Below are 21,598 nucleotides of genomic sequence, written 5' to 3'. Positions count from 1 at the left end.
GCGATCGGCGTGCGGTGTCGCAGGTCATGTGGCGGAGCCACCTGTCCTGCGGCGCCGTGCGCCGAGCGTGCGTGCCGGGCGTCGGGGTGCAGGCGGGGAACTCAGAACAGGCCCTAGGACGGGCGTGTCGACTCGGGTGCCCAGTACGGTCGTCGAGGTGTCGCAGACGGATACGTCGCGCAGCACATGGGGCCGCAGTCGCAGCCGGTCCCAGCTGGTGGCAGCCTCGGCCGCGCTGATGCCCTGACCGGCTCCTCTGCGGAAATAGCCGTAGATCTCAGGTGGCAGAGCGCGGGCGGCCTGCTCCTCCAGGCCGTCCATCCAGCGGCCGATCTCCGTCACAACCAACCTCCGAGTCGAATTCGCGTGTCCCCCAGGACGGCGCAGGTGGCGCCCGCCTTGAGCAGTCACCCATGAGTCACTCTGGAGCAGTCACCCGATGGGCCGGTCGGCCGGGGGGCCTTCCCGGGGTACCAGGAAAGCGACAAAACAACGCAACAAGCCACGCCACTCAGCCCTTGGGAAAGGGGAGAGTCTCATGGGACAGCACCTGCCTGCACAGCTGGGCCGCCGGACCGTGCCGCCGCTCGCGCTCGCATCGGCCGCCGCCGTCCTTCTCGCCGCGTGCACCTCCGGTGGCGGGGCGGACGGCGGTGACAAGGGCGGGCCCGCGATAGTCGTGCAGCCCGCCGCCGGCAGCGGGAAGGTGCCGGTCGGCCGGAAGGTGACGGTGCGTGCACGGGGCGGATCCCTGATCTCCGTCGAGGTCGGCTCGCCCGGCCCGGGCCGGCTCTCCGGCACCTGGTCCGAGGACAAGTCCGTGTGGACCTCGACCACGCCGCTCGCCCCGGGCGCCACCTACACGGTCAAGGCGAACGGCAGGACGGAAGGCGGCGCGGTCCTCGACAAGACCGCTTCCTTCACCACCGAGGCACCGCAGAACGCGGTCGTCGGCGAGTACTACCCCGACAAGGGCATGACGGTCGGCGTCGCCATGCCGGTCTCGATCATCTTCAACAAGCCGATCCACGACCGGGCGGCAGTCGAGCGGAAGCTCCATGTCACCTCCTCCCCCGCGGTCGAGGGCGCCTGGAGCTGGATGAAGGACCGCAGCGGCAAGGACCGCATCGACTACCGCCCCGAGCGGTACTGGCAGCGGGGCACCCGGATCACGCTGCGCATGGACCTGGCAGGCGTGAACACGGGCAGCGGGGTCTACGGCACCCAGGAGCGCATCGTGAACTTCCGCATCGGGGATGCCGTGACGAGCACGGTGGACGTCACGACGAAGACGATGACGGTGAGGCGGAACGGGCGGATGCTGCGGATCCTGAAGGTCTCCAGCGGCAAGAGGGGCTACGAGACGTGGAACGGCACGATGGTCGTCCTGGGCAAGGTGCCGACCATCCGCATGAACTCCTCGACCGTCCGCATCTTCGGCCCCGAGGCGTACGACCTGGGCGCGGTCAAGTGGGACGTCCGGCTCACCACGTCCGGCACCTATGTGCACGCCGCACCCTGGAACGCGGGCAAGTTCGGCCTGGTCAACGGCAGCCACGGCTGCATCGGCATGAGCACGGGCGACGCCAGGTGGTTCTACGGCCATGTCGACCCCGGCGACCCGGTCACGGTCGTTCACTCCGTCGAGACCGTGGCGGCCAACAACGGCTACGGCGACTGGAACGTGGCCTGGGAGACCTGGAAGAAGGGAAGCGCCCTGAACTCCCTGAACTAGAAGACGGCGGCCCGCATCTGCCGGCGGTGTTCCGCGGGATGCTGGGTATCGGTACGAGCGGGTCGGGAGGTGCCGGCATGCGGTGGTGGGCCGGGGCGTGGATGATCGCCGGAATGGTCGCTCTGGCGGCGTGCGGCACGTCGGCGGGCGGCGGATCCACAGGAGCGACGTCGGCGTCGGCGTCCGGCAGCAGCTCGGCGCGGCCGTCCCCCACTGCACCGACGGGCGCGTCCGCGACCCCGTCCGGGGGAAGCCCGAGCGAGTCGGCCACGGCGCCCTCGACTCCGGCGGGCAACTGTGCCGCCGGGCACACGGAGATCAGCGTCGCCCCCGGCGACGCGGTCCACCAGCGCCTGTGCGTACGGCCGGGAACCGTGATCTCCCTCGTCCTGCGGCCCCGCACGGACGACAGGCGATGGATGGCCGTGCACAGCTCCGCGCCAGCCCTCGTCCTGGCTTCCGCATGGCGCCTGGACCCCGACGGCACGGCCCGCGCCTCGCTGCGGTGCGCCGGCACCCGGGGCGGCACGGCCGAGGTCACCGCCCTGGCAAAGGCACCGGACATCGCGGGCGCGGCACGCGCCGCCTTCACCCTGCAGGTGAGTGTGGTGCCGTACACGACGCAGGGCTGACCCGGAATCCGGGCTGCTGACTTCTGCCGTGCCGGTGCAGTCCACGCAGTGCAGAGCACCCGTCAGACCCAATAACTCGCTTGCGCAGCACGGCACCTGACGGGCTGAATCGTATGGATCACCGACACAAGTTCCCAAGACAACCATTCGACCGGCCCGTTGGACGCGTGCCGGTCGAGGTCGCCGATGCCAGGGACCGCTCCCCGGGCTGCGGTGATCTTCCTACCCAGGAGGACCCCCCGCATGTTCCGACGTATTGGCAACACGGTCGTCCGACATCCCGTCTGGACGATCGTGGCATGGCTGATCGCCGCGGTGGCGATCGTGGCCACTGCCCCGAGCCTGCCCTCGAACAGTGACGAGAGCAGTTTTCTGCCGAAGAGTTACGAGTCCATCAAAGCGGCGGTTCTTCAGGAGAAGGCGTTCCCCAGCGCCTTCACCCCGTCCGCGATCGCGCTCTACCAGCGCACCGACGGCGGCAAGTTGACGGCCGCCGACCAGCAGGACGTCGCCCGGATCACCTCCGAGCTGGGCAGGAAGCGCATCGACCAGGTGCAGAAGGTCGTCCCCGGCCAGCCGTCGAAGGACGGCAGGTACGCCCTGACCCTGGTCCAGATGGACAGCAAGAACGCCGGCCAGCCCAAACAGGCCGACGCGGCGAAGGTGTTGCGCGAGGACGTCGAACAACTGGCCAAGGGCACCGACCTGGACGTGAAGCTCGGCGGCTCCGCCGCGCAGGCACTCGACCAGCAGGACTCGTCCAAGCGCGGTCAGGCACTGATCGGCATCGGCACCTTCGTCATCATTCTGGTGACCCTGCTGATCATCTTCCGGGCACCGATCCTGGCGTTTCTGCCGCTGATCCTGATCGGGTTGGTGTCCGCCATCGCCAACGGGCTGATCGCATACGCCACGAAGCTGTTCGACCTGCAGGCCAACAGCAGCGTCTCGTCGATCCTGATCGTCGTGCTCTTCGGTGTGGGCACGGACTACTTCCTGTTCCTGATGTTCCGCTATCGCGAACGCCTGCGCGCCGGTGACGAATCCAAGCAGGCCATGGTGAACGCGGTGGGCCGGGTCGGCGAGGCCATCGCCTCGGCGGCAGGTGCGGTGATCATCGCCTTCCTCGCGCTGGCGCTGTCCACGCTGGGCTTCCTCAAGCAGATGGGCCCGGCGCTCGCCATCGCGGTCACCGTCACCCTGATCGCGGGCCTGACCCTGATCCCGGCCGTCGTCTCCCTCATCGGCCCGAAGGTCTTCTGGCCCTCGAAGTCCTGGCAACGGGAGCCGGACAACGCCCGTTTCGCGGCGCTGGGCCGTGGCGTGCAGCGCCGCCCCGCGCTGACCGCCGCGCTCTCCGGTCTCGTCCTGATCGCGCTGTCGCTGGGGACGCTTGGCTACAAGGCCACCTTCGACCTGGCGTCGGGCTCCATGCCCAAGACCAAGGAGTCCATGGTCGTCCAGGACGAGATGCAGAAGGCGTACTCGGCGGGCGCCGCCGCCCCCACCGACGTCTACCTGTCCAGCACCGCCGGCCGGCCGCTCGACAAGTCCGCCTTCGCCGCGTACGCGAAGAAGCTCGGCGCCGTGGACGGCGTGGCGAGCGCCCGTCTGACCCAGGTGAACAAGGGCGGCACCACGGCGGACTTCACCGTCACGCTCAAGTACGAGGCCTCCACGGACCGGGCGATCGACACCGTGGGCCGGGTGCGCGAGGCGGCCCACTCCGGCGCCTCCGAGGGCTCCACGGCCCTCGTCGGCGGCATGTCCTCGATCTACAAGGACATCGACGCCGCGGTGAACCACGACTACCGGACGGTCTTCCCGGTCGCCGCCCTGCTGATCATGGTGATTCTGGGGCTGCTGCTGCGCAGCGTGGTCGCCCCCTGGTATCTGATCGCCTCGGTGGGGCTCGGCTTCGGCGCCACTCTCGGCGCCACGGTGTGGATCTTCCAGGAAGGACAGGGGCACTCGGGGCTGATGTTCATGCTGCCGGTGATCATGTATCTGTTCGTGGTCGCCATCGGCACCGACTACAACATCCTCATGATCGCCCGCCTCCGGGAGGAGGCCCGCGAGGGCCGTGAGCCGCGCGAGGCGGCGGGCATGGCCCTCAGGCATGCGGGTCCCACCGTGGCCGCGGCCGGCTTCATCCTGGCGGCGACCTTCGCCACCATGATGCTGGCCGGCAACGTCCTGCTCACGGAGATGGGGTTCGCGGTCTCCTTCGGCATAGCGGTCGCCGCCTTCGTGATGGCGATGTTCTTCACGCCGAGCCTCACCGCACTGATAGGCCACGCAGCCTGGTGGCCGGGACACGCCGACCGGGCGGAGCAGCCCACGGTCGCGGGCACCGCGTCCATCGGTTCGGGCGGCCAGGGCTCGGACACGGTCACCCACGATCCGGCGGGACGCCGCAACTAGCAGCAGCATCACGGGACAGGTCTGCCGGGCCGTACGGCCCGGCAGACCTGTCCCGTCACGAAGCCTGCCGTCAGCGGCGGCGAACGGGGTCATTGAGATGGTGTTTCCGACATGGCGCACCCCGCTTGCGGAGTTCGTCCTCCAGCAGGAGCGGCACCCGCTTCCTCACCGCGGCGACCCGCTCCTGCGGGTGGCGTGGGCCTCGGACTCCGGGCTCAGACCTGCTCAGTGGGGCGTACGAGGAGTTCGGCGACGGCCATGTGCCGGGGACGGGTGACGATGTAGCCGACGGTGTCGGCGATGTCCTGGCTCTGCAGCCGCTCGATGTCGCCCAGGGCGGCGACGATGTGCTGCTGGATGACGGCCGGGTTGTGCGTACGCAGTTCGGTGTCGACGCTGCCCGGCTCGACGACCGACACGCGGACGTGCCGGCCCGCCAGTTCCTGCCGCAGTGCCTCGCTGAAGGCGCCGACGCCGAACTTGGTGGCGCTGTACACGGCGGACATGGCAAAGGCGCTGCGACCGGCGAGCGAGCCGATGTTGACGATGTCGGCGACCCGACGCGGCTCCTGGGAGGCGGCCTTGACCAGATGGGGGACGGCCGCATGGGCGGTGTACATCAGGCCCATCAGATTGATGTCGATCATGCGCCGCCAGTCCTCCAGGTCCGCACCCGGGGCGGGCCCGAGCAGCATGAGACCGGCGTTGTTGACCAGGGTGTCCAGGCGGCCCAGGCCCTCGACGGTCCGCTCGACCGCTTCCGCGGCGGCCTGGGGGGTGGTGATGTCGGCGGGCACGACCAGGGCCTGTTCGCCGCCCTTGGAGATCTCGGCGGCGAGGTCGCTGAGCCGGTCCTCGCGCCGGCCGACCAGCGCCACGGAGGCACCCTCGCGGGCGAGCTCCAGGGCGGTGGCACGGCCGATGCCGCTGGAGGCCCCGGTGACCAGGGCGACGGTTCCTTCCAGACGACGAGTCATGGTTCAAGCCTTTCGATACACGGCCGCATGCGCGGGCCGTAGAAGGGTGGAGGCCGCTCAACGCCGGGCCGAGGGCACAATGGGGAAGTGAGCATCACTGGGCAGAAGAGCACCGACGCAGCACGTCACGGGAGCAGGAGCGAGGGAGACCTGCCACCTCGCGAGCGCCTGGTGCGGGCCGCTTCACGGCTCTTCTATTACGAGGGCGTACGCGCGATCGGCGTGGAGCGGCTGATCGCCGAGGCCGGGGTGACGAAGGCGACCTTCTACCGCCACTTCGCCTCCAAGGACGACCTGGTCGTGGCCTATCTGCAGACCAAGGACGCCTACTACAAGGGGGTGGCCGAACCGCTGGCCGCCGCGCACCCTCCCGCGGAGGCCATCGACCTGATCTTCGAGGCGATCGCCGAGCATGCCCGCGAGCGCGGCTTTCGCGGATCGCCGTTCATGAACGCGGCCGCCGAGTACCCGGACGCCGACCATCCGGTGCGCGGCCTGGTGACGTCCCACCGGAACTGGATCCGCACCCTCTTCCAGGAGCAGTTGGCCCGGCTCGGCCACGCCGACGCGGAGTCGGCCGCCGGTGCACTGCTGATGCTGTACGACGGCGCGATGGCCGCCGGCTACCTGGACGACTTGTCGGCCGCTCACAAGACCCTGCTGGACGCGGTACGGCTGATCCGGTCGGGAGGCTGATCGCGCCGGGGCGCCCCGGCTCTGGAAGACATTGGTTTCATGGAGGGTTTCATGGAGCTTTTTCTTCTCTGTTCGACTTGCAGAGGGAACGCCGAGAGGCCGCCCGCCAAGCAGTAGGAAGACCGGTCGTTCTACCTAGCGACCATAACCCTCCCGCCACCCTTGCGCCAGCGGGCGGCTCGTTTGTGGGATCCCTCACCGGCCGTTGGCCCAGAGCGGTCACAGCGCCGCACTCTTCCCTTCGACCGCACTCCATCAGGCACACTCGCCCCATGGAGACAGCCGAGTTCGTCGAGATCCTGGACCGGGAGGGCCGGTTGCTGGCCGCGGCCGCCGAGGAGGCCGGGACCGATGCCAAGGTGCCGACCTGTCCGGACTGGCAGGTGAGGGACCTACTGCGGCACACCGGCATGGTGCACCGCTGGGCGGCCGCCTTCGTCGCCGAGGGACACACCTCCTACCACCCCGACGGTGGGCAGCCCGACCTCGACGGCAGCCCACTGCTGGCCTGGTTCCGCGAGGGCCACCGGCATCTCGTCGACACCCTCGCCTCCGCCGCGCCCGACGTGCAGTGCTGGCACTTCCTGCCGGCGCCGTCACCCCTCGCGTTCTGGGCCCGGCGACAGGCGCACGAGACCACCGTGCACCGGATCGACGCGGAGTCGGCGAGGGGCGGGGCGCGGACCGGGATCGCCCCCGGCTTCGCGGCGGACGGCATCGACGAGCTGCTGCTCGGCTTCCACGCCCGCCCCAAGAGCAGGGTCCGCAGCGGCGAGCCCCGAGTGCTGCGGGTGCGGGCGACGGACGCGGACGGCGCGGTGTGGACCGTACGACTGTCTCAGGAGGCGCCGGTGGCCGTGCGGGACGCGGCAGGAGACGCCGACTGCGAAGTGGCCGGGCCCGCCGCGCAGTTGTACCTGGCGCTGTGGAACCGGCTGCCGTTCCCGAACGTGACCGGGGACGCCGCCGTCGCCGTGCTGTGGCGCGAGAGGTCGGCCGTCACCTGGAGCTGAGGTCGCCCGTCAGCATCCGCGTCAGCACCGCACGCTGCACGGGCAGCACCTCGCCGTGCAGCGTGCGCCCCTTCCGGGTGAGCGCCACGCGGACGCCCCGCCGGTCCTCCGTGCACATGGCGCGCTCGACGAGACCGTCCTTCTCCAGCCGGGCGATCAGCCGCGACAGCGCGCTCTGGCTGAGATGGACCCGCTCGGAGATCTCCTGCACCCGGTAGGCGCACGCGTCGCCGGACAGCACGTCCAGCACCTCGAAGTCGCTGGCGCACAGGCCGTGTTGATGCAGCGCGCGATCGAGTTCGCACTGGGTGCGGGCATGCAGCGCGAGGATGTCCCGCCACTGGTCCACGAGCGCCTGTTCGGCCTTCTTCGCCACCATCCGCGCACCGTAGCAGAGAAGAAGAATTATTGCATCGGAATTAAATGCACTTGCATCTCATGCATGCGCATGTAGTGTCTGTGGACATGACCTCTCCGCTCACCACCCCCGCGGCCCCGTCCTCGGCGGTTCGCTGGACTCCCCGGCTGTGGGGCACCCTGCTGGTGCTGTGCGCCGCGATGTTCCTGGACGCGCTCGATGTGTCGATGGTCGGCGTCGCGCTGCCGTCCATCGGCTCCGACCTCGATCTGTCCACGTCGGCACTGCAATGGATCGTCAGCGGCTACATCCTGGGCTACGGCGGACTGCTGCTGCTCGGCGGGCGCACCGCCGACCTGCTGGGCAGGCGCCAGGTCTTCCTGGTCGCCCTGGGCGTGTTCGCGCTCGCCTCCCTGCTCGGCGGTCTCGTCGACTCGGGCCCGCTGCTGATCGCCAGCCGCTTCATCAAGGGCTTGAGCGCGGCCTTCACCGCGCCCGCCGGCCTGTCCATCATCACCACGACCTTCGCCGAGGGCCCGCTGCGCAACCGGGCCCTGTCCATCTACACGACCTGCGCGGCCACCGGCTTCTCGATGGGTCTGGTGCTCTCCGGCCTGCTCACCGAGGCCAGTTGGCGCCTGACCATGCTGCTGCCCGCGCCCATCGCCCTGATCGCCCTGGTGGCGGGCCTCAAGCTGCTGCCGCGCAGCGAGCGCGAGAACGACCACAACGGCTACGACATCCCCGGCGCCGTCATCGGCACCGCCTCCATGCTGCTGCTCGTCTTCACCGTCGTACAGGCGCCACAGGTCGGCTGGGCGTCGGCCCGAACTCTGCTGTCCTTCCTGGGCGTCGCCGCATTGCTCACCGTGTTCGTCCTCGTCGAACGGCGCTCGCCCGGTCCGCTGATCCGGCTCGGCGTGCTGCGCTCCGGCAGCCAGATCCGCGCCCAGCTCGGCGCGATGGCCTTCTTCGGCTCCTACGTCGGCTTCCAGTTCCTGGTGACCCTGTACATGCAGTCGCTGCTCGGCTGGTCCGCGCTGCACACGGCGCTCGCCTTCCTGCCGGCCGGCGCGCTGGTGGCGGTGTCCTCGACGAAGGTCGGTTCGATCGTCGACCGGTTCGGCACCCAGCGGCTGATCGCGGCGGGCTTCGCGCTGATGGTCGTCGGGTACGCGCTGTTCCTGCGCGTGAACCTCGACCCCGTGTACGCCGCCGTCATCCTGCCCTCCATGCTGCTGATCGGCGCGGCCTGCGCGCTGGTCTTCCCCTCGCTCAACATCCAGGCCACCAACGGGGTCGAGGACCACGAGCAGGGCATGGTCTCCGGGCTGCTCAACACCTCGGTGCAGGTGGGCGGCGCGATCTTCCTGGCCGTCGTGACGGCGGTGGTGACCGCCGGGGCCCCGGAACACGCCACCCCGCAGGCCGTACTGGACAGCTACCGGCCCGGACTGGTGGTGGTGACGGGCATCGCCCTCGCCGGGTTGCTGATCACGCTCACGGGTCTGCGTACGCCCCGTGCGCAGCAGTCCGTCGTGGTCGCCAAGTCCACCTCCCTGGAGGCGGAGCGCGTGTCCGTGCGCGACTAGGGCCCAGGGGGCACCTCCCTTGCGTGCGCCCGGCGGGGCCTGCTTGCCCCGCCGGGCGCACAGCAGCGAAAATCCCCGTATGACGGAATACGGGGGACGGCGCAACCAGGCCGAGCGCGACGCGATCACCGTCGAGATCGGATACGCACTGTGCAGCGCGGCGTTCGCGGCGGCGGTGGTCTTCGGGACGGTGGCGGGCCCGGCGTTCGTCTTCGATGTGTCCGCCGCCGTACGAAGTGTGCTGCTGGGCTCGGGGGCCACGGTGGCAGCGGTGGTGTTCTTCGCCCGGGTCGTCAGCGTGCTGATGCGTTTCCGCCGACCGGATCAGCCCAGCCAGCCCGGCCGCACCAACCCCGACTCATAGGCGAGGACGACCAGTTGGGCCCTGTCCCGGGCGCCCAGCTTGATCATGGTGCGGCTGACGTGGGTCTTCGCGGTGAGGGGGCTGACGACCAGGCGGCGGGCGATCTCCTCGTTGGACAGGCCGATGCCGACCAGGGCCATCACCTCCCGTTCCCGCTCGGTGAGTTCGGCGAGGGCGTCGGCGCCCGCGGGTTCCTTGGAGCGGGCCGCGAACTCGGCGATCAGTCGGCGGGTCACCCCGGGTGAGAGCAGTGCGTCGCCCTCGACCACCGCCCTTACGGCGCGCAGGAGTTCTTCCGGTTCGGTGTCCTTGACCAGGAAGCCGGAGGCCCCGGAGCGGATCGCCTCGAAGACGTACTCGTCGAGCTCGAAGGTGGTGAGCATGACCACCTTGACGCCCTGCAGGGCCTCCTCGTCGGTGATCCGGCGAGTCGCCGCCAGGCCGTCCAGCGTCGGCATGCGGATGTCCATCAGGACGACGTCCGGGCGCAGTTCGCGCACCTTGCGCAGCGCCTCCGCACCGTCGGCGGCCTCCCCGGCCACCTCGATGTCCGGCTGTGCGTCGAGCAGCGCCTTGAATCCGGCCCGCACCAGTGACTGGTCGTCGGCGAGCAGTACACGGATCACCGGTCGTCCTCCTTCGCCTTGACCGTCAACGGCAGTACGGCCAGCACCCGGAAGCCGCCGTCCTCGCGCGGGCCGGCCTCGATCGTGCCACCCAGCGCCGCGGCCCGCTCCCGCATTCCGGCCAGACCGTTGCCGCGGCCGCCCGCATCCGCGCCGGTCGCGGGCCCGTCGTCGTCGATCCGCAGCCGTAGCGTGCGGTCGTCGTGGTCGACGTGCACGCGCGCGTGGCGCGAGCCGGAGTGTCGTACGACGTTGGTGAGGGCCTCCTGGACGATGCGGAAGGCGGCGAGGTCGGTGCCGGGTGCGAGGCGGGGAAGCTCCCCTTCGACGTCCACCATGAGGCCTGCGCTCGCCGCCTGTTCCACCAGCTCGGGCAGCCGGTCGAGGCCGGGCGCCGGAGCGCGCGGCGCGTCTCCCGGTGTGCGGAGCGTGTCGAGGACCTGGCGGACCTCGCCGAGCGCCTCCTTGCTGGCGGCCTTGATGGTGGTGAGCGCGGTGCGTGCCTGTTCGGGGTCGGTGTCGAGGAGGGCGAGGCCGACGCCCGCCTGGACGTTGATCACAGAGATGCTGTGGGCGAGGACGTCATGCAGTTCGCGGGCGATGCGCAGCCGCTCCTCGTCCGCCCGCCGCCGCGCCGCCTCGGCCCGTTCGGCCCGTTCCCGGGTCCACTGCTCGCGCCGGGTCCGGGCCAGTTCGGCCAGCGCGACGATGGCCGCCACCCACGCGGCGATCACGGCCTCCTGCGCCCAGGAGGCAGCCGAGTCGTTGGACGGCGGCAGCCAGCGGTAGAGCCAGTGGGCCACCAGCATGTGCCCGGCCCACAGCATCGCCACCGCACCCCAGACGGCCCGCCGGTGTCCCGCGACGATCGCACTGAAGCAGGCCACCGCGACGGCGAAGAAGACCGGCCCGTACGCGTACCCGGCACCCAGATAGACCATCGCGGCCGCCGCCGTGCCGAACACCACGAACACCGGATGACGCCGCCGCCACAGCAGCAGTCCCGAGCCCACCAGCAGCAGCACGCGCGCGAAGACGTCGAGGTCGGCCCGCCGGCCCTCCTGCTGGTGCGCCGCATAGTGGGAGCCGACGAGCACGAAGACGGTGATCAGCACGGTGGAACGCCACGGCCACCGGGCCCCCCGGTGCTCGTCGCCCCAGCGGCTCATCCACGGCGGCCCGTGCCGCCACCACTGGGGCGGCCCGTCCCCGTGCACCCGCTGCTCGTCCATGCCCGCCACGCTAGACGTCACCGGGCGCGCAGGGCGTCCGCCGGGCGTGGTGATCAGACGTACTCCCCGGGAAGTAGGCGGCCTGACCGGGGCTTGGAGGCTTTGTTCGCAGGCTCCTACGAGCCCGACCCGGGGACAGGCCTTTACGCCAGCCCGACCCCGCGCGCGAGCTGCCCCGCCGCATGCCGGAAGAACGCCTCCCGGTCCTCCACGACCCGGTGGAACTGGCCGAACAGCTCGAACCCGATCAGCCCGAACAGCTGGGCCCAGGCCGCGACGAGAGCCGGTACGACGGCGGGCGGGAGGTCGGAGGGGAAGGCGGCCGCCATGCGCTCGGCCTCGGGGCGCAGTTCGGCGGGGAGCAGGGGCAGGGTCATGCCGGGGCCCTGCCGGGCGTCGCGGACGATGGCGATCAGCACGAGGCCGACGCGGGAGGCGGCCGGGACCGTCGTATCGGGGGCCGTGTAGCCGGGGACCGGCGATCCGTAGATCAGCGCGTACTCGTGGGGGTGCGCGAGGGCCCAGTCTCGTACGGCCTCGCACACGGTGGTCCAGCGCTGCACGGGAGGGGTGTCGGCCGCGGCGGCGTGCGCCGACTCCGCGGCCTCGCCCACGGAGTCGTAGGCGTCGATGATGAGAGCGGTCAGCAGGTCGTCGCGGCTCGGGAAGTAGCGGTAGAGGGCGGAGGAGACCATGCCGAGTTCCCGTGCCACGGCGCGCAGCGAGAGCTTGGCGGCGCCTTCGGCGGCGAGCTGTCTGCGCGCCTCTTCCTTGATGGCTGACGTGACCTCGGTCCTGGCTCGTGCGCGGGCGCCGTGTGCGGTGGTCATGGGGAGCAGTCTCCCATGGATCGAGAGCAGTGCACACAAAGAAGAGCAGCGAACTAAAAAGAGAGCAGCGCTCTTGCCATGGAGCACCGATCTCGTGCAGACTCTTCATCAAGCGAGAGCAGTGCTCACAAAAGCGAGCGGCGCTCTTTCACTCACCGACGGAGGTCCCCATGTCCACACACGTCCAGAAGCCCGGCTGGTTCACCGTCAACGTCTTCAACCGCGCGGTGGCGTGGATGACCCGGCGCGGCATCAGCGTCTGGGGTTCGCGGGTCCTGGCGGTCCGCGGCCGCAAGAGCGGCGAGTGGCGGACCACCCCGGTCAATCTGCTGACCGTGGACGGACAGCAGTATCTGCTGGCCCCGCGCGGTCACGTCCAGTGGACGCACAACATGCGCGCCGCGGGCGGCGGCGAGCTGCGGCTCGGCAAGAACGTGGACGTCTTCACCGCCACCGAGGTCGCCGACGACGACAAGGCACCGCTGCTGCGCGCCTACCTCAAGCGCTGGAAGGCCGAGGTCGGGGTGTTCTTCAACGGCGTGGGCCCCGACTCCCCCGCGGCCGAGCTGCGCCGCATCGCCCCCGACCACCCGGTCTTCCGGATCACGGTCAGGAGCTGACCTCGGTGGCCTCGCCGCCCACCGGACCCACCGGACGCCGGTCGAGCGCCGTCAGGGCACGCTGCGCCATGGGATGGACGCGCACGATCTCGGCGAGGGACGTCGAACCACGCGTGATGTCCCGGAACGCGTTCCACGCGGGCCGGAACCCGGTCAGCGCCGCATGGAACAGGCCGGGCCGGCGCTCGAAGACCGCCAGCAGACTGCTGCCGACGCTCATCTCGATGCCCAGTCCGGCCTTGATCGCGAACGCGTAGTTCAGGGCCTGACGCCGGGTGTCCACGGCGTCGTGCGCCTCCGCGATCCGCACCGCCCACTCCCCCGCGAGCCGCCCCGAGCGCAGCGCGAACGAGATGCCCTCGCGGGTCCACGGCTCCAGCAGCCCCGCCGCGTCCCCGCACACCAGCACCCGCCCGCGCGACAGCGGCGAGTCGTCGGCCCGGCAGCGGGTCAAGTGCCCTGAGGAGATGCTCGGTTCGAACCCGGCGAGACCGAGCCGCCCGATGAACCCCTCCAAGTACCGCTTGGTGGCCGCGCCTTCACCGCGCGCCGAGATCACTCCGACCGTGAGCGTGTCCCCCTTGGGGAACACCCAGCCGTAACTGCCGGGCATCGGCCCCCAGTCGATGAGCACCCGCCCCTGCCAGTCCTCGGCGACGGTCTGAGGCACCGGGATCTCCGCCTCCAGGCCGAGATCCACCTGGGCCGGCTTCACCCCGACGTGGGCCGCTATCCGGCTGGCGCTGCCGTCCGCGCCCACCACGGCCCGCGCGAGCACCGTCTCGCCGCCCTGCAGGAACACGGCGACCGTACGCCGGTCCGGCACCGCCGACCCGTGCTGCTCGACGCGCTGCACGGTGACGCCGGTACGCAGCTCGGCGCCCGCCTTCTGCGCGTGCTCGACCAGCTGCTGGTCGAACTCGGCCCGGTTGATCAGCCCGAACAGCATCTGCTTGGAGCGCCGGGTCCGGTTGAAGCGCCCGTTGTGGGAGAACGTCACCGCATGCGCCCGGTCCCGCAGCGGCAGCTCGAAGCCGGGCGGCAGGGAGTCGCGCGAGGGGCCGATGATCCCGCCGCCGCATGTCTTGTAGCGCGGCAGCTCCGCCTTCTCCAGCAGCAGGACGCTGCGTCCCGCGACCGCCGCCGCGTAGGCGGCCGAGGCCCCCGCGGGTCCCGCGCCCACCACGACGACGTCCCACACCCGCTGCACGTCGTCCGCCGAAGAGTTCTCGCTGCTCACGATGGTCTACTGCTCCCGATCAAGCCGCTGCCGCACTGTCCCCCGCATCCTACGGCGGACGTCGCCGCAGGCCGCTGTGCGAGGATCGACGGCACTTGTCTGTAACAACGTCGCACCCACAAGGAGCGTGCCCATGTCGTCGAATCCGGTCGCCGAGACCGTCGCCTCGCTGATACCGAGGGCGCAGGCGGAGCTCGCCGAACTGGTGGCCTTCAAGTCGGTGGCGGACTTCGACCAGTTCCCGAAGAGCGAGAGCGAGGGCGCCGCGAACTGGGTCGCCGACGCGCTGACCGCCGAGGGATTCCAGGACGTCGCCCTCCTCGACACCCCCGACGGCACGCAGTCCGTCTACGGCTATCTGCCCGGACCCGAGGGCGCCAGGACCGTCCTGCTCTACGCCCACTACGACGTGCAGCCGCCGCTGGACGAGGGCGCCTGGACCACTCCGCCCTTCGAGCTGACCGAGCGCGACGGCCGCTGGTACGGGCGCGGTGCCGCCGACTGCAAGGGCGGTGTGATCATGCACCTGCTCGCGCTGCGCGCCCTGAAGGCGAACGGCGGTGTGCCGGTGCACATCAAGGTCATCGCCGAGGGCTCGGAGGAGATGGGCACGGGCGGCCTGGAGCGGTACGCCGAACAGCACCCCGACCTCCTGGCGGCCGACACGATCGTCATCGGCGACGCGGGCAACTTCCGCGTCGGCCTGCCGACGGTCACCTCCACCCTGCGCGGCATGACTCTCGTCCGCGTGCAGATCGACACGCTCGAAGGCAACCTGCACTCCGGCCAGTTCGGCGGCGCGGCCCCCGACGCGCTGGGCGCGCTGATCCGCGTACTGGACTCGCTGCGCGCTCAGGACGGTTCGACGACCGTCGACGGGCTCACCCCCGATACCCGGTGGGAGGGTCTGCAGTACGACGAGGAGCAGTTCCGCCAGGACGCCAAGGTGCTGGACGGTGTGCAGCTGATCGGTTCCGGCCCGGTCGCCGACCGCATCTGGGCGCGTCCGGCGGTCACGGTCCTCGGCATCGACTGCCCGCCCGTCGTCGGCGCCACGCCGTCCGTGCAGGCGGGCGCCCGCGCCCTGGTCAGCCTGCGGGTGCCGCCGGGCGTGGACGCCGTCGAGGCGACCAAGCTGCTGCAGGCCCACCTGGAGGCGCACACGCCGTGGGGCGCCCGGGTGCGTACCGAACAGGTGGGCCAGGGCCAGGCGTTCAGCGCCGACACCACCAGCCCGGCGTACGCGGCGATGGCCGAGGCGATGGCGGTCGCCTACCCCGGCCAGGAGATGCAGTACGCCGGCCAGGGCGGCTCCATCCCCCTGTGCAACACCCTCGCCGCCCTCTACCCGCAGGCGGAGATCCTCCTGATCGGCCTGAGCGAGCCGGAGGCCCAGATCCACGCCGTGAACGAGAGCGTCTCGCCCGAGGAACTGGAGCGACTGTCGGTGGCGGAGGCGCTGTTCCTGCGCAATTACGCGGCCGGCTGAGCCCCTCTGCTGTCAGCCGAGGGCCCTCGTCCGCGGACGGGGGCCCTTCTACGGTCGTACTCATGGACGTCGTAGAACTCCTCCCCCCGTCTCCGCCTCCTGCGCTTTCCCGTCGGTCAGGCCTATCTCTGGTGCGACGACAACGAGTTGACGCTGATCGACGCGGGTCCCGGCGGCTCGCACGCCGCCGTCGCCGCCGTGGTGGAGCCGCCCGGGCCCGCCCCCGGTGTTCGAGGACTGGGAGCACCCGATCCACGCCGAGGCCGCCCGGCAGCTCCCCGAAGGCGGCTTCGTACGACCGCCACAGGTCACCGAAGTCTCCGACGGCGACGTCCTCGACCTCGGCGGCGGAGCCCAGGTGATCCACACACTGTGGCGGCATCGCCGGTCCACGGCCGTCTGATCCCGGGCGTGTTCAACCTCGACCGAGCGCAACTGATCGCCTCGTTCCGCCGGCTCGCGGGGCTCGACACCGACGTGGCCTGCTTCGGGCACGGTGATCCGGCGATCCGGTGATCGGACACGCGGGGACGGTCCTTCGCCGATCGGCAGACAGGTATCCGGTGTCACCCTGACCATGGAGGTCATGTCCTCCGCCACGCGTCGCGCCGCCCACACCGACCTCGCCACCTTCCTGGCCTTGCTCAGCGACCGCGAGCTGGTGGAGCTCGTGGCGTCGGGGACGCCCGTCGGCGTCGGGATCGGTGGGCGGTCGGCGCTGGTCGAGGTGGACGGCAGCCCGGTGTTCGTGAAGCGGGTGCCGCTCACGGACCTCGAGCGGCTGCCCGAGAACACGCGGTCCACGGCGAACCTCTTCGAGCTGCCGTCCTTCTGCCACTACGGCATCGGCGGTCCGAGTTTCGGTGCCTGGCGCGAGCTGGCCGTGCACACGATGACGACGAACTGGGTGCTGTCCGACCGTTTCCCGGGCTTTCCGCTGATGCATCACTGGCGGGTCCTGCCGGACGAGGTGCAGCCCCTTCCCGAGGAACTGGCCGACGTGGAAAGCACGGTCGCCTACTGGGGCGGAGCCTTGCAGGTACGCGAGCGCGTCGAGGCCCAGCGGACGGCGTCGGCGAGCCTGACGCTGTTCCTGGAGTACGTCCCGCACACCCTCCACGACTGGCTCGACACACAGGTGCGCACCGACGACGCGGACCGGGTCTGCCATCGGGTGAACCAGTGGCTGGGGACGCTGAACTCCTTCCTCCACGACAGCCGGCTCCTGCATTTCGACGTCCACTTCCAGAACGTCCTCACCGACGGCGAGGACTTCTTCCTGGCCGACTACGGCCTCGCGTTCAGCCCTCGCTTCCGGCTCTCCCGGCAGGAGCGCGCGTTCCTCGACCGGCATCGCGACTACGACCTCGTCTACTCCCGGGCCCACCTGGTGAACTGGCTCGTCACCGCCCTGTACGGGTACGACCGGCAGGAGCGGGAGGCCTTCGTCCGGGCCTGCGCGATCGGGGCGCACGCCGACGGCATCCCCAAGGCCGCCGCAGCGATCATCACCCGCGATGCGCCGCTCACCGCCGTCTTCAACGGCTTCTTCGGCCGCCTGCGGAACGAGAGCAGGCAGACCCCCTACCCCTACGAGGAACTGCGGCTCGCCTACAACAGTTCCACGCTCTCCGCGTAGTGGCAGGCGACCGGGTTTCCGCCGCCCCGGTCGATCAGCGCGGGCACTTCCTCGACGCAGGCCTCGCGTTCGCTCTCCGTCAGCCGGCTCGCGAACTTGGGGCAGCGGGTGCGGAAGCGGCAGCCGCTGGGCGGGCGGACCGGGCTGGGGATGTCGCCCTGGACGAGGATGCGTTTGCGGGCGCGCTCCTTGCGCGGGTCCGGGAGCGGGATGGCGGAGACGAGGGCCTGGGTGTAGGGGTGCGCGGGGGCGGTGAACAGGCGGCGGGCGGGGGCGACTTCGACCAGGCGGCCCAGGTACATGACCGCCACCCGGCCGGCCACATGCCGCATCACCGACAGGTCGTGGGCGACGAAGAGGAAGGACAGGCCCAGCTCGCTCTGCAGGTCCATCAGCAGATTGAGGACGCCCGCCTGGATCGACACGTCGAGCGCCGACACCGGCTCGTCCAGCACGATCACCTTGGGGTGCAGGGCCAACGCCCGTGCGATACCGATGCGTTGGCGCTGCCCGCCGGAGAACTCGTGGGCGTACCGGTTGCCGTGCTCGGGGTTCAGGCCGACCAGACGCAGCAGCTCACGCACCTCGTCCTTGCCGCCGGCGTCGTAGCGGCCGTGGATGCGCAGGGGTTCGGCGACGATCTCGTGGACGTTGATGCGCGGGTCGAGGGAGGCGTACGGGTCCTGGAAGACGATCTGCAGTTCGCGGCGCAGCGGCCGCATCCGGCGTCTGCTCAGTTCGGTCAGTTCGGTGCCGCGGTAGCGGACCTGGCCAGAAGTGGCGGACTCCAGGCCCAGGATGGTGCGTGCGGTGGTCGTCTTGCCGGAGCCGGACTCGCCGACGAGGCCGAGGGTCTCGTGCTGGAACAGGTCGAAGGAGACCCCGCAGACGGCGTGCACCTCGCCGACGCGGCGGCGTACGACACCGCTGGACATGACCGGGAAGTGCTTCACCAGGTCGCGGACCTGGAGGACCGCTTCGCCGGTGCCGCCGTGCCCGGGCAGCGGGGGCAGGGGCGCGGCGGCGGCCTGGGCGGGGGCGCTCATTCGGAGTCCTCCTCGGCGTTCGTCGAGTGGGGCGAGGGCGTCGTCGTGTCGGCGAAGCGGGCCAGCGCCTCGGAGTCGGCGCCGACCGCGTCGAACACGTCCGCGGCGCCGGTGTCGACGAGTTCGTCGGCGAAGTGGCAGGCGCTGAGGTGCAGGTCGTGCCCGGCTTTGCGCAGTGCGGGTTCCGTGGTGTCACAGGCCGCCCGGCGCAGGGGGCAGCGCGGGGCGAAGGGGCAGCCGGGCGGGAGATTCAGCATGGAGGGCGGGGAGCCGGTGATCGGGGTGAGGCGTTCCTCCTCCCGGTCCATGCGGGGCAGCGAGCCGAGCAGGCCGAGGGTGTAGGGCATGCGCGGGGTGTAGAAGATGTCCTCGACGGAGCCGGTCTCCACGATGCGGCCCGCATACATGACGGCGACCCGGTCGCTGTGTCCGGCGACCACGCCCAGGTCGTGGGTGATGAGCACGAGGGCGGCGCCGGTCTCGGCGCGGGCCGTCTCCAGGGCGTCGAGGATCTGCGCCTGCACGGTGACGTCGAGGGCGGTGGTCGGCTCGTCAGCGATGATCACGTCGGGGTCGTTGGCCATGGCGATGGCGATGACCACGCGCTGGCGCATGCCGCCGGAGAGCTCGTGCGGATAGTTGTCGACGCGCCGCTCGGGGCTGGGGATGCCGACCGTGCCGAGCAGGTCGACGGCTCGGTCGCGGGCGGCGCGGGACTTCAGGCCGGGTTGGTGGCGTCGTAGCGTCTCGGCGATCTGGTAGCCGACGGAGTAGACCGGGTTGAGCGAGGTCATCGGGTCCTGGAAGATCATCGCGATACCGCTGCCGCGCAGGTCCGACAGGCGCGCGTCCGGCAGACCCAGCAGCTCCGTGCCCTCGAAGCGGACCGAGCCGCGCACCCGCGCGGTGGCCGGCAGCAGTCCCATCACGGCGAGCGCGGTGACCGACTTGCCGGAGCCGGACTCGCCGACGATGCCCAGCGAGTCGCCGCGGTCGAGGCGGTAGCCGACGCCACGCACGGCCCGTACAAGACCGTCCTCGGTGGGGAACTCCACGCTCAGATCCTCGACTTCGAGGACCGCGCCCGAATCCTCGCCCTTCTGGATGACCGTCACTGTCGCACCCTTTGCTGCCGGGGGTCGAAGGCGTCGCGCAGTCCGTCGCCGATGAAGTTGATGGTCAGGGCGATGGCGATGATGAACGCGCCGGGGATGTAGAAGAGCCAGGGCCGGGTGTCGACCGCCGTCTGCGCCTGGGAGACGAGCAACCCCAGGGAGGTGTCGGGTGGTTGGACGCCGAAGCCGACGAAGGACAACGCCGTCTCGGTGAGGATGCCGGTGGCGACCAGCACGGTGGCGTTGACGATGATCGGGCCGAGCGCGTTCGGCAGCAGATGCCGGAAGATGATCCGGGCGTCCGAGGCACCGAGCGCCTTAGCCGCCTCCACGAACTCCTTCTCGCGCAGCGACAGTACGGTGGCGCGCACCACCCGGGCCACGTACGCCCAGGTCAGTCCGGCGATGACGGCGGCGATCCAGTACCAGGAGCCGCCGCTGCGGGAGGAGATGACCAGGGCGATCGCAAACAGCGGCAGCGTGAGCACCAGATCGGCGATGCGCATCATCAACGAATCGACGAAGCCCCGGTAGAAGCCGGCCACCGCGCCCCAGATCGCGCCGACGAAGGTGGAGCCGAGCGCGATCAGGATGGCGATCTTCAGCGAGGTCTGGGTGCCGCGCATGACCTGGGCGTAGGCGTCGTAGCCGGAGGCGTTGGTGCCGAACGGGTGTTTCCCGGACGGGGGTTGGGAGTTGTCCGGCGTGTACTTCTGGTACGAGTAGTGCCACAGGTGCGGGCCGATGAACGCCCACAACAGGATCAGTACGAAGACCACCAGGCTGACCATGGCGGCCCGGTGCCGCAGGAACCGGCGCAGCACCAGCTGGGTCTGGGTGCGCTGCCTGACAGTGAACTCGCGCTCGGTGGGCGGCAGTTGGGTGCCCGCGGATCCGGCTGCCTCGGTGTCAGTCATAGCGGATCCTCGGGTCGAGTACGGCGTAGAGGAGATCGGCGATGAGGTTGAAGCCGATGACGACGACCGCGGAGAGCAGCAGCCACGCCATGGTCCGGTAGACGTCGACGGTCGCGGCCGACTCGACGAGCATCTCCCCCATGCCGTGCCACTGGAAGATCGTCTCCGTGATCACCGCGCCGCCCAGGATGATCGCGATGTCCAGCGCGGTGACGGTGGTCAGCGGAATGAGGGCGGTGCGCAGCGCGTGCCGCACCATGACCGTGCGGCGGCGCAGCCCCTTGGCGCGGGCGAGACGGACGTAGTCGCTGTTCAGGACCTCCAGCATGGAGGCGCGGGTGTAGCGGGTCCAGGAGGCGAACGAGACCAGGGCCAGGGTGATCGTGGGCAGCACGAGGTGGCCGATGCGGTCGCTGAACTCGTTCCAGGCGGTGTCGACTTCGAGGTACGGCGACTTCTCGCCGATGGTCCCGAGGAACTGGCTGCCGGTCTGTTCGTTGAACCAGATTCCGGCCTGCTTGAGCAGCACTGCGAACCAGAACACCGGCATGGCGAGGAAGAGGAAGCCGAAGAAGGTGATGGTGTAGTCGGCGGCGGTGTACTGGCGGATCGCACTGAACACACCGAAGACCACCGCCAGGATCAGCGCGATGATCATTGCGGCCGCGACCAGGGTGACGGTCACCCGGAAGCGGGTGAACAGATCGTGCCCGATGTCCAGGTTGGGCTGCACCGACGGTCCCCAGTCGCCGTGCAGGACTCCGGTGATCCAGTTCCAGTAGCGCTGTACGGCGGGCTCGTCGGCGTGGATGTGCCGGGAGAACGCTGCGACGGCCGCCTTGCTCGGCGGGGGCTGCCGTGAGGTGGCGAAGTTGGCGACCGGGTCGCCGGCGTTCACGACGACCAGGAACACGATGAACGTCGAGGCGATCAGGACGGGGATCGAGACGAGGATGCGGCGCACGGTGTAGGCGAGCATGCGGTCTTCTCTCGCGGGCGGGACCCGGTCCCGGGGTCGCCGGGACCGGGCTCGATGAGTGCGGTCGGGTTGGA

General features: G+C 70.4%; 21 protein-coding genes and 1 pseudogene. 11 read left to right on the top strand and 11 right to left on the bottom strand.

The genetic code is table 11. The annotated features are described in order from the left end of the window. Positions 1–24 precede the first annotated feature (24 nt). Positions 25–342, bottom strand: a complete 318-nt coding sequence (locus tag P2Q00_RS24045; protein WP_275774740.1) for an alpha-hydroxy-acid oxidizing protein — start codon at positions 340–342, stop codon at positions 25–27. 196 nt (positions 343–538) lie between these two features. Here P2Q00_RS24045 and P2Q00_RS24040 point away from each other — a divergent pair, with 196 nt between their 5' ends. From P2Q00_RS24040 to P2Q00_RS24030, 3 genes are all read left to right on the top strand, one after another. Further along, entirely contained in the window at positions 539–1,735 is a 1,197-nt protein-coding gene (locus P2Q00_RS24040; RefSeq protein WP_275774739.1) for a L,D-transpeptidase, read from the top strand. Positions 1,736–1,812: 77 nt separating this feature from the next. Continuing rightward, positions 1,813–2,367, top strand: a complete 555-nt coding sequence (locus P2Q00_RS24035) for a hypothetical protein (RefSeq protein WP_275774738.1) — start codon at positions 1,813–1,815, stop codon at positions 2,365–2,367. Between the two features lie 243 nt (positions 2,368–2,610). Beyond that, positions 2,611–4,791 (top strand): MMPL family transporter, encoded by a 2,181-nt coding sequence (locus P2Q00_RS24030; RefSeq protein WP_275774737.1) that lies wholly within the window; start codon positions 2,611–2,613, stop codon positions 4,789–4,791. 215 nt (positions 4,792–5,006) lie between these two features. Here the strand turns inward: P2Q00_RS24030 and P2Q00_RS24025 are convergent, their stop codons facing one another. Next, positions 5,007–5,768, bottom strand: a complete 762-nt coding sequence (locus P2Q00_RS24025) for an SDR family NAD(P)-dependent oxidoreductase (protein ID WP_275774736.1) — start codon at positions 5,766–5,768, stop codon at positions 5,007–5,009. A gap of 87 nt (positions 5,769–5,855) precedes the next feature. On the opposite strand from P2Q00_RS24025, the gene P2Q00_RS24020 reads away from it, so the two are divergent. Further along, positions 5,856–6,464 (top strand): TetR/AcrR family transcriptional regulator, encoded by a 609-nt coding sequence (locus tag P2Q00_RS24020; protein WP_275774735.1) that lies wholly within the window; start codon positions 5,856–5,858, stop codon positions 6,462–6,464. 272 nt (positions 6,465–6,736) lie between these two features. Next, complete coding sequence (locus tag P2Q00_RS24015) at positions 6,737–7,477, top strand: maleylpyruvate isomerase family mycothiol-dependent enzyme (protein WP_275774734.1); 741 nt, start codon at positions 6,737–6,739, stop codon at positions 7,475–7,477. On the opposite strand, the gene P2Q00_RS24010 is transcribed toward P2Q00_RS24015, so the two are convergent. Continuing rightward, on the bottom strand, positions 7,464–7,856 hold the full coding sequence (locus tag P2Q00_RS24010) for a MarR family winged helix-turn-helix transcriptional regulator (RefSeq protein ID WP_275774732.1): 393 nt from the start codon (positions 7,854–7,856) through the stop codon (positions 7,464–7,466). The genes P2Q00_RS24015 and P2Q00_RS24010 overlap by 14 nt on opposite strands. An 86-nt stretch (positions 7,857–7,942) precedes the next feature. Between P2Q00_RS24010 and P2Q00_RS24005 the strand changes: the two genes are divergently transcribed. Together P2Q00_RS24005 and P2Q00_RS24000 are read left to right on the top strand one after the other, a co-directional pair. After that, on the top strand, positions 7,943–9,427 hold the full coding sequence (locus P2Q00_RS24005) for an MFS transporter (protein WP_275774731.1): 1,485 nt from the start codon (positions 7,943–7,945) through the stop codon (positions 9,425–9,427). 79 nt (positions 9,428–9,506) lie between these two features. Further along, complete coding sequence (locus tag P2Q00_RS24000) at positions 9,507–9,791, top strand: DUF6332 family protein (protein ID WP_275774730.1); 285 nt, start codon at positions 9,507–9,509, stop codon at positions 9,789–9,791. On the opposite strand, the gene P2Q00_RS23995 is transcribed toward P2Q00_RS24000, so the two are convergent. The 3 genes from P2Q00_RS23995 to P2Q00_RS23985 all read right to left on the bottom strand — a co-directional run bounded on the left by P2Q00_RS23995 (position 9,752) and on the right by P2Q00_RS23985 (position 12,479). Continuing rightward, entirely contained in the window at positions 9,752–10,417 is a 666-nt protein-coding gene (locus tag P2Q00_RS23995) for a response regulator (RefSeq protein ID WP_275774729.1), read from the bottom strand. The genes P2Q00_RS24000 and P2Q00_RS23995 overlap by 40 nt on opposite strands. After that, positions 10,414–11,649 (bottom strand): sensor histidine kinase, encoded by a 1,236-nt coding sequence (locus tag P2Q00_RS23990; RefSeq protein ID WP_275774728.1) that lies wholly within the window; start codon positions 11,647–11,649, stop codon positions 10,414–10,416. The genes P2Q00_RS23995 and P2Q00_RS23990 overlap by 4 nt, the downstream gene beginning before the upstream one ends. 143 nt (positions 11,650–11,792) lie before the next feature. Then, entirely contained in the window at positions 11,793–12,479 is a 687-nt protein-coding gene (locus P2Q00_RS23985; RefSeq protein ID WP_275774727.1) for a TetR/AcrR family transcriptional regulator, read from the bottom strand. A 170-nt stretch (positions 12,480–12,649) separates the two neighbouring features. On the opposite strand from P2Q00_RS23985, the gene P2Q00_RS23980 reads away from it, so the two are divergent. Then, complete coding sequence (locus P2Q00_RS23980) at positions 12,650–13,099, top strand: nitroreductase family deazaflavin-dependent oxidoreductase (RefSeq protein ID WP_275774726.1); 450 nt, start codon at positions 12,650–12,652, stop codon at positions 13,097–13,099. On the opposite strand, the gene P2Q00_RS23975 is transcribed toward P2Q00_RS23980, so the two are convergent. Then, complete coding sequence (locus P2Q00_RS23975) at positions 13,089–14,339, bottom strand: geranylgeranyl reductase family protein (protein ID WP_275774725.1); 1,251 nt, start codon at positions 14,337–14,339, stop codon at positions 13,089–13,091. The two genes, P2Q00_RS23980 and P2Q00_RS23975, sit on opposite strands and share 11 nt — an antisense overlap. 133 nt (positions 14,340–14,472) lie before the next feature. Between P2Q00_RS23975 and P2Q00_RS23970 the strand changes: the two genes are divergently transcribed. The 3 genes and pseudogenes from P2Q00_RS23970 to P2Q00_RS23960 all read left to right on the top strand — a co-directional run bounded on the left by P2Q00_RS23970 (position 14,473) and on the right by P2Q00_RS23960 (position 17,467). Beyond that, on the top strand, positions 14,473–15,828 hold the full coding sequence (locus P2Q00_RS23970) for a dipeptidase (protein WP_275774724.1): 1,356 nt from the start codon (positions 14,473–14,475) through the stop codon (positions 15,826–15,828). Positions 15,829–15,890: 62 nt separating this feature from the next. Further along, a pseudogene (locus P2Q00_RS51155) lies at positions 15,891–16,344 on the top strand (MBL fold metallo-hydrolase). A 70-nt stretch (positions 16,345–16,414) separates the two neighbouring features. Then, entirely contained in the window at positions 16,415–17,467 is a 1,053-nt protein-coding gene (locus P2Q00_RS23960; protein WP_275774723.1) for a protein kinase family protein, read from the top strand. Here P2Q00_RS23960 and P2Q00_RS23955 read toward each other — a convergent pair. The 4 genes from P2Q00_RS23955 to P2Q00_RS23940 are packed head-to-tail and all read right to left on the bottom strand — an operon-like array spanning position 17,440 to position 21,524. Beyond that, positions 17,440–18,513, bottom strand: coding sequence for an ABC transporter ATP-binding protein (locus tag P2Q00_RS23955; protein WP_275774722.1), 1,074 nt, complete (start codon positions 18,511–18,513; stop codon positions 17,440–17,442). The two genes, P2Q00_RS23960 and P2Q00_RS23955, sit on opposite strands and share 28 nt — an antisense overlap. After that, the gene (locus P2Q00_RS23950) at positions 18,510–19,628 is read right to left on the bottom strand and encodes an ABC transporter ATP-binding protein (protein WP_275774721.1); all 1,119 of its coding nucleotides are present in this window, start codon (positions 19,626–19,628) and stop codon (positions 18,510–18,512) included. The genes P2Q00_RS23955 and P2Q00_RS23950 overlap by 4 nt, the downstream gene beginning before the upstream one ends. After that, positions 19,625–20,545, bottom strand: coding sequence for an ABC transporter permease (locus P2Q00_RS23945; protein ID WP_275774720.1), 921 nt, complete (start codon positions 20,543–20,545; stop codon positions 19,625–19,627). The genes P2Q00_RS23950 and P2Q00_RS23945 overlap by 4 nt, the downstream gene beginning before the upstream one ends. Then, the gene (locus P2Q00_RS23940; RefSeq protein ID WP_275774719.1) at positions 20,538–21,524 is read right to left on the bottom strand and encodes an ABC transporter permease; all 987 of its coding nucleotides are present in this window, start codon (positions 21,522–21,524) and stop codon (positions 20,538–20,540) included. Before P2Q00_RS23940 ends, P2Q00_RS23945 begins: the two co-directional genes overlap by 8 nt. Positions 21,525–21,598 lie beyond the last annotated feature (74 nt).

This window comes from Streptomyces coacervatus (assembly GCF_029223485.1).
Taxonomy (GTDB): Bacteria; Actinomycetota; Actinomycetes; order Streptomycetales; family Streptomycetaceae; genus Streptomyces; species Streptomyces coacervatus.
The sequence above is the reverse complement of the archived record's forward strand: the minus strand, read 5'-3'. Positions and strand labels throughout refer to the sequence as shown.

Bases quoted from the DNA above. Each gene is read 5' to 3' on its own strand.
- P2Q00_RS23945 (WP_275774720.1), bottom strand. From the start codon at position 20,545: ATGACTGACACCGAGGCAGCCGGATCCGCGGGCACCCAACTGCCGCCC.
- P2Q00_RS23990 (WP_275774728.1), bottom strand. From the start codon at position 11,649: ATGGACGAGCAGCGGGTGCACGGGGACGGGCCGCCCCAGTGGTGGCGG.
- P2Q00_RS24000 (WP_275774730.1), top strand. From the start codon at position 9,507: ATGACGGAATACGGGGGACGGCGCAACCAGGCCGAGCGCGACGCGATC.
- P2Q00_RS23985 (WP_275774727.1), bottom strand. From the start codon at position 12,479: ATGACCACCGCACACGGCGCCCGCGCACGAGCCAGGACCGAGGTCACG.
- P2Q00_RS24015 (WP_275774734.1), top strand. From the start codon at position 6,737: ATGGAGACAGCCGAGTTCGTCGAGATCCTGGACCGGGAGGGCCGGTTG.
- P2Q00_RS23955 (WP_275774722.1), bottom strand. From the start codon at position 18,513: ATGAGCGCCCCCGCCCAGGCCGCCGCCGCGCCCCTGCCCCCGCTGCCC.
- P2Q00_RS24025 (WP_275774736.1), bottom strand. From the start codon at position 5,768: ATGACTCGTCGTCTGGAAGGAACCGTCGCCCTGGTCACCGGGGCCTCC.
- P2Q00_RS24040 (WP_275774739.1), top strand. From the start codon at position 539: ATGGGACAGCACCTGCCTGCACAGCTGGGCCGCCGGACCGTGCCGCCG.
- P2Q00_RS24005 (WP_275774731.1), top strand. From the start codon at position 7,943: ATGACCTCTCCGCTCACCACCCCCGCGGCCCCGTCCTCGGCGGTTCGC.
- P2Q00_RS23980 (WP_275774726.1), top strand. From the start codon at position 12,650: ATGTCCACACACGTCCAGAAGCCCGGCTGGTTCACCGTCAACGTCTTC.
- P2Q00_RS23970 (WP_275774724.1), top strand. From the start codon at position 14,473: ATGTCGTCGAATCCGGTCGCCGAGACCGTCGCCTCGCTGATACCGAGG.
- P2Q00_RS24010 (WP_275774732.1), bottom strand. From the start codon at position 7,856: ATGGTGGCGAAGAAGGCCGAACAGGCGCTCGTGGACCAGTGGCGGGAC.
- P2Q00_RS23940 (WP_275774719.1), bottom strand. From the start codon at position 21,524: ATGCTCGCCTACACCGTGCGCCGCATCCTCGTCTCGATCCCCGTCCTG.
- P2Q00_RS24030 (WP_275774737.1), top strand. From the start codon at position 2,611: ATGTTCCGACGTATTGGCAACACGGTCGTCCGACATCCCGTCTGGACG.
- P2Q00_RS23960 (WP_275774723.1), top strand. From the start codon at position 16,415: ATGTCCTCCGCCACGCGTCGCGCCGCCCACACCGACCTCGCCACCTTC.
- P2Q00_RS24035 (WP_275774738.1), top strand. From the start codon at position 1,813: ATGCGGTGGTGGGCCGGGGCGTGGATGATCGCCGGAATGGTCGCTCTG.